Annotated in this window: 13 protein-coding genes; 6 read left to right on the top strand and 7 right to left on the bottom strand. The window is 45.5% G+C overall.

Features of this window, described 5'->3' with window-relative positions; translation table 11 throughout:
- Positions 1 to 64: 64 nt before the first annotated feature.
- From QUB52_RS18620 to QUB52_RS18605, 4 genes are all read right to left on the bottom strand, one after another.
- The gene (locus QUB52_RS18620; protein WP_265234486.1) at positions 65 to 445 is read right to left on the bottom strand and encodes a hypothetical protein; all 381 of its coding nucleotides are present in this window, start codon (positions 443 to 445) and stop codon (positions 65 to 67) included.
- Positions 446 to 560: 115 nt separating this feature from the next.
- On the bottom strand, positions 561 to 1,529 hold the full coding sequence (gene secF, locus QUB52_RS18615) for a protein translocase subunit SecF (protein WP_265234485.1): 969 nt from the start codon (positions 1,527 to 1,529) through the stop codon (positions 561 to 563).
- Positions 1,530 to 1,654: 125 nt separating this feature from the next.
- Positions 1,655 to 3,064 carry a protein translocase subunit SecD gene (gene secD / locus QUB52_RS18610; protein ID WP_265234484.1) on the bottom strand — a complete coding sequence of 470 codons (1,410 nt, stop codon included), beginning with the start codon at positions 3,062 to 3,064 and terminating at the stop codon, positions 1,655 to 1,657.
- Positions 3,065 to 3,339: 275 nt separating this feature from the next.
- Positions 3,340 to 4,323 carry an alpha-ketoacid dehydrogenase subunit beta gene (locus QUB52_RS18605; protein WP_194010298.1) on the bottom strand — a complete coding sequence of 328 codons (984 nt, stop codon included), beginning with the start codon at positions 4,321 to 4,323 and terminating at the stop codon, positions 3,340 to 3,342.
- A 191-nt stretch (positions 4,324 to 4,514) separates the two neighbouring features.
- On the opposite strand from QUB52_RS18605, the gene QUB52_RS18600 reads away from it, so the two are divergent.
- A complete protein-coding gene (locus QUB52_RS18600; RefSeq protein ID WP_265234482.1) occupies positions 4,515 to 5,150 on the top strand; it encodes a Uma2 family endonuclease in 636 nt (211 codons plus the stop codon).
- Positions 5,151 to 5,312: 162 nt separating this feature from the next.
- Here QUB52_RS18600 and QUB52_RS18595 read toward each other — a convergent pair whose 3' ends face one another.
- Positions 5,313 to 6,680, bottom strand: a complete 1,368-nt coding sequence (locus QUB52_RS18595) for an NACHT domain-containing protein (protein WP_332974165.1) — start codon at positions 6,678 to 6,680, stop codon at positions 5,313 to 5,315.
- Between the two features lie 327 nt (positions 6,681 to 7,007).
- On the opposite strand from QUB52_RS18595, the gene QUB52_RS18590 reads away from it, so the two are divergent.
- Complete coding sequence (locus tag QUB52_RS18590; protein WP_332974164.1) at positions 7,008 to 7,850, top strand: SH3 domain-containing protein; 843 nt, start codon at positions 7,008 to 7,010, stop codon at positions 7,848 to 7,850.
- Between the two features lie 370 nt (positions 7,851 to 8,220).
- Here the strand turns inward: QUB52_RS18590 and QUB52_RS18585 are convergent, their stop codons facing one another.
- Complete coding sequence (locus QUB52_RS18585; RefSeq protein WP_332974163.1) at positions 8,221 to 8,946, bottom strand: M15 family metallopeptidase; 726 nt, start codon at positions 8,944 to 8,946, stop codon at positions 8,221 to 8,223.
- Between the two features lie 10 nt (positions 8,947 to 8,956).
- On the opposite strand from QUB52_RS18585, the gene QUB52_RS18580 reads away from it, so the two are divergent.
- Positions 8,957 to 9,277 (top strand): hypothetical protein, encoded by a 321-nt coding sequence (locus QUB52_RS18580; RefSeq protein WP_332974162.1) that lies wholly within the window; start codon positions 8,957 to 8,959, stop codon positions 9,275 to 9,277.
- 183 nt (positions 9,278 to 9,460) lie between these two features.
- Here QUB52_RS18580 and purB read toward each other — a convergent pair whose 3' ends face one another.
- Entirely contained in the window at positions 9,461 to 10,756 is a 1,296-nt protein-coding gene (gene purB / locus QUB52_RS18575) for an adenylosuccinate lyase (RefSeq protein WP_332974160.1), read from the bottom strand.
- A gap of 506 nt (positions 10,757 to 11,262) precedes the next feature.
- Between purB and QUB52_RS18570 the strand changes: the two genes are divergently transcribed.
- The 3 genes from QUB52_RS18570 to QUB52_RS18560 are packed head-to-tail and all read left to right on the top strand — an operon-like array spanning position 11,263 to position 12,649.
- Complete coding sequence (locus QUB52_RS18570) at positions 11,263 to 11,985, top strand: hypothetical protein (RefSeq protein WP_332974159.1); 723 nt, start codon at positions 11,263 to 11,265, stop codon at positions 11,983 to 11,985.
- A complete protein-coding gene (locus QUB52_RS18565; RefSeq protein ID WP_332974158.1) occupies positions 11,978 to 12,226 on the top strand; it encodes a hypothetical protein in 249 nt (82 codons plus the stop codon). The genes QUB52_RS18570 and QUB52_RS18565 overlap by 8 nt, the downstream gene beginning before the upstream one ends.
- Before the next feature lie 48 nt (positions 12,227 to 12,274).
- A complete protein-coding gene (locus QUB52_RS18560) occupies positions 12,275 to 12,649 on the top strand; it encodes a hypothetical protein (protein WP_332974156.1) in 375 nt (124 codons plus the stop codon).
- Positions 12,650 to 12,802 lie beyond the last annotated feature (153 nt).

Genomic DNA, 12,802 nt, shown 5'->3' with positions numbered 1-12,802 from the left:
ACTCGCAAAACATAACTACTGACTACTGACTAATGACTAATGACTACTGACTAATGACTACTGACTACTGCGAATTTTTGCAAACCCACTTCCACAAAGGATGACTCGGCCCCTGTTGGCGAATTCGGCGCACTTGTTGTTCCAAACCCTGTTTTTCTCGCTGGGGCAATCCTCGCACCTTATTGCGACTTTGCCAAGTTAGCACTGCTAAAGTCATCCCCAAGCACAAACCCAAACCGAGAGTCGGCCAGCGGTGAAAAGATAAACCGTAGCGTACCGCCGCCCAAGTGAAGTTTTCTAAGCACAAACCGATTTCGCGACGCAAACTCCAAATACTCAAAGAACCGATGCTAATCCACAGCAATATCACAGTTAACCAGCGGCCGTAAACTGTTAGTTTGTGAAGCCTTTGGACTTCAATTTGAAAATTTGGGTCATTGGTCATTAATTATTGGTTATTAGTTATTGGTTATTAGTTATTGGTTATTAGTCAGTTAACGGTTAACGGTTAACAGTCAACAGTTAACGGTTAACAGTCAACAGTTAACAGTCAACAATCGTTAAACTTCTTCTGATGGGTTGATTCCTTCTGCGGGGAGGGGGATGGAGTGGCCCGTGCGACTGCGCCACCAAGCTAGCAGCGTGCTAGCAATGAAAATACTGGAATACGCACCGGCAATAAACCCGACAATTAATGCTAAAGCAAAGTATTTAAGGGTTTCTCCACCAAACAAAAAGATTGAAAACAAGGTCAGCAGCGTTGTCAGGGTCGTGTTGATTGACCTTCCCAGCGTTTGCATGACGGCATCATCGACAATTTGATCGATCGACTGTCCGGGATTTAGCTTGATTACTTCCCGCACGCGATCGTAAATTACCACTGTATCATTAACAGAAAAACCGATAATTGTCAAGAGGGCGACGACAAATAAACTGTCAACTTCCAGTCCTCCAACTAAACCCAAAATTGAGAATACACCAAGCGTAATTAAGACATCGTGAAACAGAGCAACAAAAGCAAAAAAGGCATAATCTAACTGAAATCGGAATGTCAGATAAAGAGTAATGCCTGCAAAGGAAAGCAACAAAGCCAGCAAACCAGAAGTAAACAACTGTTTGCCGAGGGTAGGCCCCACCGTATCAATTTGAATAGATTGAGGAGCAAAAGTGCCTATTTTCTCGCTCAAACCTGTTTGCAACTTAGTCCGCTGTTCGACATCTAAAGTTTTCGTGCGCAGCGACAAACCGCGCTGTTCTTTGCCGATAACTTGAATGCTGCTACCAGCCAAACCTTGGGAGTCTAAAACTTGGCGGACACTGACAATATCGATGGGTTTACAATTTTCCGGTTTCGTGCAGTCGAGTTCAAATTGCAGCCGAGTGCCGCCGATAAAGTCTAAACTGGGGCGCAGGGGTGCGCGGATGTCGGGACGAGTCCAAGAAATCGCCATCGACACTATACCTGCAAGGATGATCGCGGCGGAAATACTCCACCAGAGCGATCGCTGTTTGATAACACTAAATTGCATAAGTCAGAAGGAAGAAGGAAGAGGGAAGAAGGAAGAAGGAAGAAGGAAGAGGGAAGAGGGAAGAAGGAAGAGGGAAGAAGGAAGAGGGAAGAATCTCAGCAATGACTACTGACTACTGACTACTGTCAACTATTAGCAGTTTTCGACAAACCGGGACAAAACCACTGAGGTTTGCGCAATCCAGGAAAGCCCAACACTACCAAAAGTAGAGTGCGACTGCAAGTAAGAGCAGTAAACATACTGACTACCACGCCCAATGCTAGCGTTACAGCAAACCCTTTAACTAAACCTGCACCCAACCAGAACAAAGCAGTACAAGCAATCAGCGTTGTGACGTTACCGTCTAAAATGCTGGAAAAAGCGCGGTAAAAACCTGATTCTACCGATCGATAAAGCGTCTTTCCCGATCGCAACTCTTCCCGCGTGCGCTCAAAAATCAGCACGTTAGCATCCACCGCCATGCCGATGCTGAGCACAAAACCAGCAATTCCCGGCAGCGTTAAAGTTACTCCCAACAGCACGAAGGCTGCCCAAGTTAACAAAGCATAAATTAACAGAGCAATATTGGCAATTACGCCGGGGAGTCGATAGTAACCAACCATGAAAATCAAGACTAAAACTAAGCCACCGATACCTGCGTTAATACTGCTTTGAATGCTATCTCGTCCCAAGCTTGCACCGACAGTGCGGTTTTCAATAATTTCGACTGGTAGAGGTAAAGCACCACCACGCAATTGCACCGCCAAGTCATTAGCTTTCTGTGCTGTAAAGTTGCCGGAAATTTCGACATTACCGCCTGTGATACCAGTTTGTTTGTACTGATCACTAACTGTCGCAGCGCTGATCAGTTCGTTATCTACAAAAATGCCTAGAGTGAGGTTTGTACCAGCAATGCTTTTGGTCAGTTCGGCAAACTTTTCGGCCCCCTCGGTATCGAAGCGTAGCGCTACAGCATAGGTGTTGCCTAATGAATTGGATGTGGCGAAAGCATCTTTGAGGTTTTTGCCGGTGATCTCGGTACGTTCGTAAAGGTTGGCGGTGAGTTGTTGAATTTCTTGATTTTTTTTGTCGATCGCAGTTTGGTTATCTGCGATCGCCTTAGCATCTCCTTTTGCCTGCAACTCCTGCTGCTTTCCCACCAGTCCGGCAAGTTCCTCTTTTCTGACCTTCAAAAAAGCTCCTTCTTGCTGTGTCTCGCGCCGAAAATCTAGCTGTGCCGTACCGCCGAGCACCCGTTCCGCTTGTTGCGGATCGCTTACCCCAGGCAACTGAACCAGAATTTGATCGTTGCCTACCGTTTGTACAACTGATTCGGAAACTCCTAAACCATTAACTCGGTTTTCGATAATTCGCCTCACTGCTTCTAGATCCCGTTCTTCAATTTTCGGGATATCTTTGGTAGTTTTTATCTGAATTGTGAGTTGCGATCCTCCTTGTAAGTCTAATCCCAGCCGCGTCGGAATTGTTACTATTACAGTAATAGCGGCGATGATTAAAACAAAAATTAGGGCTAATATTGAACGTTGTTTTTGCATACTTAGTGTGAAGGAAGAAGGAAGAAGGAAGAGGGAAGAAGGAAGAAGGAAGAAGGAAGAGGGAAGAGGAATAAAGGAAGAAGGAAGAGGGAATAAATAGGAAAAATTTAGTTGTATAGCAGTTACCAATGGCTGGTTTTGTTTTAAGGTTGGGGGTTTGATGCAAATTTTATCTGCTAGATTCTTCGGAGTAATGGCGGGTTTAGAGAGCCTTTTTGTCAGCTATAAATATTTATGATAATACCCGCCACTACTGACTAATGATTGCTAACTATTTACACTCGCAAAGCTACCATTTTTTGGACGGCTTCGACAATTTGGTTTGGCTGGACAATTGTCAGTCTTTCCAAATTGCCGTTGTAAGGTGTGGGAATATCTTGTGAAGACAGGCGCAAAACTGGTGCGTCGAGTTCGTCAAAAAATCGATCGCTAATCGAAGCAATTAGTTCGGCACCGATGCCTCCGGTTTTCATGCACTCCTCGACAATAATTACTTTGTGAGTTTTGCGAATGGATTCGCCGATCGTCTCCATATCGAGGGGTTTGAGAGAAATCAGGTCGATTACTTCGGGATCGTAACCTTCTTTTAGCAGTGCGGGCAGGGCTTGCAGGACGTGGTGCCGCATCCTGGAATATGTCAAGATGGTGACATCTTTGCCCGATCGCACAATTTCCGCTTTGTCTAACGGCACTAAATATTCTGTTTCTGGCAAATTTTCCTTGAGGTTGTACAGCAGGACGTGCTCGAAGAACAGGACGGGGTTATCGTCGCGAATTGCCGATTTTAAGAGTCCTTTGGCGTTGTAGGGAGTCGAACAGGCGACTATTTTCAAACCCGGTACTGCTTGGAAATAGGCTTCTAACCGCTGGGAATGTTCCGCGCCGAGTTGTCGGCCCACGCCGCCGGGCCCGCGAATCACCATCGGCATTTTGAAGTTGCCGCCGGAGGTGTAGCGCAGCATTCCGGCGTTATTAGAAATTTGGTTGAACGCGAGCAGCAAAAAGCCCATGTTCATGCCTTCGATGACCGGCCGCAATCCCGTCATTGCTGCGCCGACTGCCATGCCTGTAAAGCTATTTTCGGCGATCGGGGTATCGAGCACTCGGAGCTCGCCATATTTCTCGTAGAGGTCTTTGGTGACTTTGTAGGAACCACCGTATTGACCTACGTCTTCGCCGAGTACGAATACAGAGGAGTCGCGGGCCATTTCTTCGTCTAACGCCTCGCGGAGCGCGTTGAACAATAAAGTTTCTGCCATAGGAGGTCAAGCAATGATTGCAGGAGGTCAGATTAGAATCTTAACCTTTTGGGGTGCGGATGAGGATGCGATCGTACATTTGGCAGTTAAGACTGGAGATTTTGCCCACACATATCATAACATTTGTATTATGTCAATAAATATTTAAGTTAAAATAATCCTAACTTGCCTGCCGACAGCAGAGGAATATTATGTTCCAGACAAAAACAGAACTAACTCTCGAAGAATTTCTCACTCTCCCCGAAGGAGAAGGCGATATTACTTACGAACTTATTGACAATCAAGCAGTACCGAAGATGTCACCGAAAAAATTTCATTCTCGCCTCACCAGAAGCCTCATCAAAATCCTCGAACAGTGGGGTGAGGAACGGGGAGAAATTGGTGTAGAATGGGCAGTGAAATTAACCAGATTGGGGCGAGACTGGGTTCCCGTACCAGACCTTTTATATGTTTCTTACGAACGCTTATCTCCTGACTGGAATCAAGATGAAGCCTGTCCTGTTGTCCCAGAATTAGTCATAGAAATTATTTCACCCGAACCAACTTTCGGTCAGTTAGCGGCCAAGGCGAGAAATTATTTAGATGCTAAGGTTTTGCGGGTTTGGGTGGTAGATAGCAAGGCTAGAAGTATTACTGTTTTTTACCCCGATGCAGCACCGCAGACTTATATGGGAGATACTCTATTAAAAGATCCACTTTTTGATGGATTAGAATTTAGCGCGGAACAGCTATTTCAGATGGCAAAAATACCACCAAAGACGGCGGTTGAAACCGCGTCTACACAAACGAATTGGGCCTCCGCGGAATCAAGATCAGACGGCGGTTGAAACCGCGTCTACACAAACGAATTGGGCCTCCGCGGAATGAAGAAAGTAACGCATTTTTACTAGGTACTCTTCAACCCGCGGAGGCGGGTTTTGTCTGTGTAGCCGCGGTTTAAACCGCCCGGTCTTATATCATGAATAGTGATTTTTGTCAAGCTCCTCAATTTAGATTTCAGCAAAATGTTTTTGCAATAAATCGTGGATAAATCGATAACGTCGATCGCCCGTTTTTTGCAGCAACAGTCGATCGCCCGCAGCATCCAGAAAACGCCTGTAATCCCAAGGAATATGACCGCTAGACCACAGCACGAGGCGCAACATAAAACTTTCAATCGCCGGAATTGGAGGCAGCAAAGCACTAATTACCGCCGCTACAGCACCCGCAATCAACCCCCAAACCGACCCGGAGACTAAGGTGACAATTAATCCCAAAATCACCCAAATCAGCGCGCCAACCAGCTTAACTCCAAACTGATACTTGCGCCGCTCCTCGCCTGTTTGCAGCCAACTAGACGGGATGCGATCGAGGTAAAATTCTTGAATTCCTTGTTGTTCCATCCTTCTCGCCAACCATCCCAGCCAGTGGCGAATTTGTTCGGGCCGCAGTTCCTTATTTCTGGGATACTGCTTGACTTCTCCGGTCATTTGGTGGCGGATGTAGGCAGTTAACAGATATTTGCGCTGTTCTTCTGCGGAAGTTATGCGCTTCCAAGATTCAATTAAAATATCATCATAAGCCAAAGCCATCATGCTCAACAACAAGGGAGCTTTTGCTAATTTTAGCAACTCCGGCTCCTTCTCAATGCTGTACCAAAGTTCGCGGCTTCTGGCTTCTAGCAGATAGTTTTGAATTTGATTTTCTGTCAAAGGTTTCAGCAAAACTGCTGCTTGCAATTTAAATCTAGTTTGACAGTTTTTGTAGACTTCAAAACTGCTGCAAGCTACTAAATGTTTGGGTTTGAATTCGCTTTCCACAAACTGATTGATTGCTTGAATGCAGCTATTTTGGCGGTGGGTTTCCACTTCGTCCAAACCGTCGAGGAGAGGCAATAATTTTTGTTCGGCGAGCCATTTTTTGCCAACAGCAGCAGAGATGCCGTATTTGAACTGAAGTTGAGCAATTAACCAATCGGCGATCGCCCCAGATGCTGCTTTCCACGATCCGAGTTCAAACAGCACTGGTATTGGTAAACTGGGATCTTTTTCGGCGCGGGAAACTAACACCAGAGCCAATTCTAGCAGCGTCGTGGTTTTGCCTGCACCGATCGCTCCCAAAATGACCAATTTGCCGCCGGTGCGATCGAACACTTTAGAAATGCTAGCTTTGGGAGGAAGCCGAAAACTCGGACGGTTGCCGGCTTTCACTTCCACATCCCAACAGCGACTAGCACCAACAGGCTGGGAGTCTTGGCTGAGGTTAGCCACCACAGAAGCGTGCAAAGACTGCGATCGACCTGCTTGGACTTCTCGCTTTACTTCCGAAAGTAGTCGATCGCGAGGTGGTTGTAATCTGAAAGGAATAAATCTTGACATTTTAGCTACTAAACTGCGCCTCGCGCCGGACGGCTACTTTACCATATTTGCGCGGAACTGGCTCACCGCAACAGTACCATCACTACAGGTGTCAAGTATAGATGGAGTGAAATGATTGTGACAATCATCGATGTTAAATTTTAGGAACTAATGCGGAAACCTCAGCCCTGATTAAGTATTTTCACTCTAGATGGAATGGCGAGCCCGCCAATTTTTCCGGGAAAATCCAGATAAATCTGCCCTAACCAAGTATTTTCCCTATCAAAATTCTAGCCTCGCGCCAACTCCAAAACAAAAATTATCAGTATAAATACAGAGGGGTTTTTTATGTCATTTACTTCTACTCAAATCATCATCACAGGCTTAGCAGGGCTAGCAACAGCGGTAGGAGTGGCTGCTGCAACTATACAGTCGGGTGCGATCGAACAATCCAATCCCCCGGTTGCAGAATCGCCAGCAGCCGTCAGAAACCCGATTTCACTCGTTCCGGCCAACAACCCCGAATCTCGGCCAGCAGAACCTCTGCAAGCAGAAACCCAGGCTACGGAAGCCCCGAAATCTGAATCTCAACCAGCCCAAAGCCCCGCATTTGAACCACCGCAAATCGTCGCAGTTTCTCCGCCAAAAGTTGGCCCAGTAGTTGTCACACCGCCCAATTCCGGCTGTAAAATCAGTATGGCTGTAGTCAGCGATCCGAATCCACCGCTAAATGTGCGATCGCGCCCGCAAGTCAACGGCAGCAAAATAGTAGGAAAACTCCAAAATAATACCTTTGTTTCAGTCGCCGAAGAACAAAACGGTTGGCTGCGAATTACCGATCCGCCCGGTTGGATTGCCAAAAATCGCACCGAAAGCAGTTGTGCGAAGGTGAACCAGCAGATTAATTTTCTGCCTGGGGGAAATGAAGCCATTGTTAAAGGTCGAATTATCGGCGGCGGCAGCCATTCCTACAAGATTCGGGCAGCCAAGGGTCAAAAAATGATTGTTAGGAATCGGAAAGGTGTTTTTCCACTAATTCTGACTCAGAATGGCAAATCTTTGATTGGAGATAATTATACAGGTAATGAAACTGAGTGGACGGGAAAAATACCTGTTACTGGCAATTACACATTTGAACTAGACTCGAATTTCCGGGGATTTGAATATGAATTTTATGTACGAGTCCGATAATTTCCAAGAAAACCGGGCGGCAATACCTCTCGGTTAAGGAACTTTGGTTAACAATCCCTAACGAGTTTACAAGCATTTCAGGAGATTAAATCCTACAATTTTGTGCTTAACCCAGAGGTATTGAACCGGGCGGTTGAAACCGCGTCTATACAGACAAAACCCGGATGGTGCGCGGGTTGAAGAGTGGGCGGTTAAAATTACCTTCTTTTCTTCAGTCCGCGGAGGCGGACTTCGTTTGTGTAGACGCGGTTTTAACCGCCGTCTTCGTTTGTGTAGACGCGGTTTTAACCGCCGTCTTCGTTTGTGTAAACGCGGTTTTAATCGCCGTCTTCGTTTGTGTAGACGCGGTTTTAACCGCCATCTTAGCTAATCAAGGAATCGCCCCAAGCGACACATCAAGAATCGCAAACTTCTGCCAATCTTCTGAATCAAAGTGCCACCATTCAGTTGTTATACCAATAAATCCCTGTTTTTTCATCGCATCCTTAAGCACTTGACGATTTTTCCGAGATTGCGCGCTGCCGCCTTGATAATCTGCGTGAGCTTTTTTGGTAAAATCGTCATAGGGCGTGGGCATTTCTAATTCTTTGCCGGTGCGATCGACTAAAGTTAAATCTACAGCCGCACCGCGATTGTGCCGCGAGCCCCTAGCAGGATTAGCAACATAGTTTGGATCTGGCAAAAATTCCCACATTTGCTTAGTCACAGAAAAAGGCCTGTAGCAATCGTAAACTTTCAAACCCAGCCCGATTTTTTCTAAGTCTGTTTGAACTAGCGCTAATTTTTGAGCTACAGAACTTCTCAAAGCGCATTTTGCTTGAGAGTAAAGCTTTCGTTTCAAAAAATTGTTCGCAGTGGCGTAGCGAATATCGAGGCGAATGTTGCGATTTACTTTGCGGATGTCAACAAGGCGCGCCCAACTGGGAAGTTGACTCATGAAAATGCTGTCAGGTGCGATCGGGCTTGGTTCTGGTTGGGTAATTTCCACTCTTGGCGGTTCTTGGGCGCGGACAAATATTGGTTGGTGCAGATTGATCGCACATAGCAATACTAGCATAAAGGCGATCGGATATTTTCCAAAACGATTAAATTTCATAGCTGTTTTGATGGCGAATATTAGAGAAGAGATTGAGGTGATTTTTCTGTGGTATAATCAATATTATGTAGTAACAGTGACAGCAGGAGAAACTATGAAAACTGCAATTTCACTTCCAGATTTAGTTTTTGAAGAAGCCGAGACATTGGCCAGTCAGTTAGGGTTATCGCGCAGTGAGCTTTATACAAAAGCATTGCAAGCATATCTACGACGATACAATCGCGATCGAATTTTGAGCAAACTCAATCAAGTCTATTCTGAAGAGTCCTCTGAACTAGATCCTGTTTTGGCAAAGATGCAATTTATGTCCTTACCCCATGAGGATTGGTAATACCAAGTCCGGGTTCGTTACCCCCTTTATCAATCGGCGATTGAAATCGCTTCTACACATACAAAGTCCGCCTCCGCGGACTGAAGAATAAAGGGGATATCAAAGCCGAATTTGGTATAATTGATCCCAAAGAAGTTTGGTGGAAAAACTTGCCCGATTCAAATTAGGAAATTAAAAGTATTTTCAAATTCCCAAGCGCTGATACACTAAATCTAAGTGCCTCAATTGATACTGCGGATCGAAACAATCATCAATTTCTTTGGTCGTCATCTTAGCTGTTACCCGATCGTCCTTAGCAATCAAATTGTAGAAATTGCCTTCAGATTTGTTCCAAGCTTCGTGAGCACAAGATTGCACAACTTTGTAGGCTTCTTCGCGGTTCATGCCTTTTTCTACTAAGGCTAACATCACGCGCTGGCTGAAGATTACTCCGCCGTAAAGGTTCATGTTGCGCTTCATGTTTTCGGGATAGACTAGCAGGTGTTTTACTAAGTCTGTGGTTTCTACTAACATGAAGTGAGTTACTGTAGAACTGTCGGGCAAAATCATCCGTTCTACGGAACTGTGAGAGATGTCTCTTTCGTGCCAAAGCGCTACGTTTTCTAAGGCTGCGACGGCGTTGGCGCGGACAATTCTTGCCATTCCTGTGAGTCTTTCGGAGCGAATTGGGTTGCGTTTGTGGGGCATGGCGGATGAGCCTTTTTGCCCTTTGGAGAAGAATTCTTCGACTTCGAGCACGTCGGTGCGTTGGAGGTTGCGAATTTCTACTGCGAAACGTTCGATCGATGCGGCTAACAGTGCTAAGGTTTGGACGTATTCGGCGTGTCGATCGCGCGAAATGACTTGAGTGGATGCACAATCGGGTTCGAGTCCGAGGTTTTGACAGGCGATCGCTTCTATTCGCGGGTCAATATTAGCATAGGTTCCGACTGCGCCGGAGATTTTGCCGACTGCGATCGACGATCGCAAATTCACCAATCTTTCACGGCTGCGAAACACTTCCGCTAGCCATCCAGCTAGTTTAAAGCCAAAGGTGATGGGTTCGGCGTGAATTCCGTGCGATCGACCAACCATGACGGTATTGCGATGCTGTTGAGCCTGATACCGAATAGCTTGACTCAAATCTTCGACACGTTGTAACAAAATATCGACACTAGCGACTAATTGCAGCGCCAAAGCGGTATCGAGCACATCGGAACTGGTTAAACCGAGGTGGATGTAGCGTCCGGCATCGCCTACATATTCGTTGACATTTGTCAAGAAGGCGATCATGTCGTGGCGGACTTCGGCTTCGATTTCGAGGACTCGTTTCGGGTCAAAATTAGCCTTAGCTTTGATTTCTTCGACTGCGGCGGCGGGGATGTAGCCGAGTTCGGCTTGAGCTTCGCAGACAGCGATTTCTACTTGTAGCCAGCTTTTGAGTTTGGCGGTTTCAGTCCAGATGTTGCCCATTTCGGGCAAGGTGTAGCGCTCTATCACGGTTGGGAATTGGGGAATGCGATCTCACTATTGTACTGCTATGTGGCACTGGGGATAGGTCTGGTTGGCGGGGGCGATCGGGTAAAAATGGGGGAAAGAGGGTTAAAGGGCGATCGATGCTTTGTAGTATTTTTGCCGGAATTTGAGGATGTAATGCAGCCGTTGGGCAAGTTCCCTTTGCAACGATAGGCTAAATTTCACCTTTATCTAAGATATCCGCTCTCAAAGCAGCCCGAAGTCCCGATATGCGTCAAAGTACAAGATAGCTCAAAGCTTTACAGGCTAGGAGTTACCAGCTTTGCTTGACTAAATAATTTATTTAGAACTTCATGGTAACTTACCCAAGGCAGTGCTTGCTAGAGGCGGTGACTCAATTTTTTGTATCCACCTAATATTTACACCAAATTGGTGCAAAAAAAACACCTAAAAATATAAAATAACGTATATAGTAGGTGTAGTCGCTGGAGTACATTTTATTAACCCATGATCAAAAAGGAAAAAATCCAATGAAAGAAAAACTTGTAGGGTTGCTCTTAGTTCCGTTAGTTGACTCTGTGCGAAGCGTTCCGGCCGATAATTTATCGGTTAGAAGCCAATACGGTTCAGTTAAAAAGGTAATTGCTCTTAAAAAGGTAATTGCTATTACTCTGGGCGAACCTCAGTTCATTGAGAAGCGTGATAGTCTTTGCAATTTCTTCTCAGAGAGAATCACAATGACAATAGCGCTATCGGTTAGAAGCCAATACGATTCAGTTAAAAGGGTAATTGCTCAGAGCGTACCCTACTACGTACTTCACTTAATTGAGAAGCTTGATAGTCTTCGTAATTACTTTCCTGCGGCGGATCGCCTCGCAATGACACTATCGCTATCAATAGTCCCGATAGTTTTGAAGCACCAACGGCAGAATACGGGTTTCACCTTCCTCAGTAGGTCAAATCTTAACGGCAGAATGCGGGTTAGGGCCACTATCCAAAAAATTCTCCGGAGTATTGCGCTATTACAGTCTTGGGTTAGAAGCTCATATTTACTGCCGGAATGCTTCACCCCTACAGACACCAGCGTTTCGCTGGTACTTGTTAGTGCTAGTCCTTTAATTGGGATTGATAGCTATCATTTTCACCAATTAAACCTTTCAATAGAGTATTTTCACTCTACTTCTAAATGGAGTAAATTAACCATACTTCTCCCTTTAGTGAATTCAATATTCACGGAGAAAAGCTATGAATGAACAGCAATTCAAGAATACACAAGCCCCCCGCCCCCCAAATGTTAAGCGGATGTCCGTCACTTTATCGGCGGATGCTGCTGAACTATTGGAATGGCTTGCTACAACCCAAGGGATAACTCAAATTGAGGCGCTTCGGAAAGCTATTGCAACTGAAGCTTACCTTCACAAAGAGATAAAACAAGGGTCTAAAGTTTTACTTCTAAATTCTGACAAAGAAGTGCGAGAAGTAATATTTAGATAATGCAAGCTGCGGGGGTCAAAACAAGTAACTCTTTGTTGAAAAAACCCCATGAACAAAAAACAGTACCATCCTCACAACTATTGCTATATCCAGCCTAAGCATAACGATACTCTTGAGCGAATCGTTTTGGACAGCAAACTGGATATTAGTGACTACATTCTTAGCGTTCCCCCTAGCGAGGAAGTCTGCCAAAATGTAGAGGCTTGGGTTGGTAAAAATAGAGAGCGGACTCGCTCAAAAATTGCTAATCGTTTGCTGACAATGTTTGCTACGTCGCTGGTTACGACTTTTGTTTTAGTAGGGGTAAGCTCGTTAATGCCAAATTCTGATAAAGGGTTACTCAAGGATTTAATTCCCCTGATCATTACTCCCCAAGTAGGTTTGCTCGGAGTTACCATAGGGTTTTACTTCGATAAGGATTGATATAAAAGTCCAACTTGGCTCAAGAGTGCGATCGCTACATTTCCTATGATGCGATCGCCTGTCCACTCTATTGTATGGTACTGAACAGCCTCGGTCGCATAAAGTAATCGGTAGGATTAAGTCGTTCCAGACGCATTTCACAATATCGTGACT

Source organism: Microcoleus sp. A6-C6 (genome assembly GCF_036705955.1).
Lineage (GTDB): Bacteria > Cyanobacteriota > Cyanobacteriia > Cyanobacteriales > Microcoleaceae > Microcoleus.
This window is presented reverse-complemented; position numbering and strand designations above follow the sequence as displayed.

Bases quoted from the DNA above. Each gene is read 5' to 3' on its own strand.
- QUB52_RS18620 (WP_265234486.1), bottom strand. From the start codon at position 445: ATGACCAATGACCCAAATTTTCAAATTGAAGTCCAAAGGCTTCACAAA.
- secF (WP_265234485.1), bottom strand. From the start codon at position 1,529: ATGCAATTTAGTGTTATCAAACAGCGATCGCTCTGGTGGAGTATTTCC.
- secD (WP_265234484.1), bottom strand. From the start codon at position 3,064: ATGCAAAAACAACGTTCAATATTAGCCCTAATTTTTGTTTTAATCATC.
- QUB52_RS18605 (WP_194010298.1), bottom strand. From the start codon at position 4,323: ATGGCAGAAACTTTATTGTTCAACGCGCTCCGCGAGGCGTTAGACGAA.
- QUB52_RS18600 (WP_265234482.1), top strand. From the start codon at position 4,515: ATGTTCCAGACAAAAACAGAACTAACTCTCGAAGAATTTCTCACTCTC.
- QUB52_RS18595 (WP_332974165.1), bottom strand. From the start codon at position 6,680: ATGTCAAGATTTATTCCTTTCAGATTACAACCACCTCGCGATCGACTA.
- QUB52_RS18590 (WP_332974164.1), top strand. From the start codon at position 7,008: ATGTCATTTACTTCTACTCAAATCATCATCACAGGCTTAGCAGGGCTA.
- QUB52_RS18585 (WP_332974163.1), bottom strand. From the start codon at position 8,946: ATGAAATTTAATCGTTTTGGAAAATATCCGATCGCCTTTATGCTAGTA.
- QUB52_RS18580 (WP_332974162.1), top strand. From the start codon at position 8,957: ATGGCGAATATTAGAGAAGAGATTGAGGTGATTTTTCTGTGGTATAAT.
- QUB52_RS18570 (WP_332974159.1), top strand. From the start codon at position 11,263: ATGAAAGAAAAACTTGTAGGGTTGCTCTTAGTTCCGTTAGTTGACTCT.
- QUB52_RS18565 (WP_332974158.1), top strand. From the start codon at position 11,978: ATGAATGAACAGCAATTCAAGAATACACAAGCCCCCCGCCCCCCAAAT.
- QUB52_RS18560 (WP_332974156.1), top strand. From the start codon at position 12,275: ATGAACAAAAAACAGTACCATCCTCACAACTATTGCTATATCCAGCCT.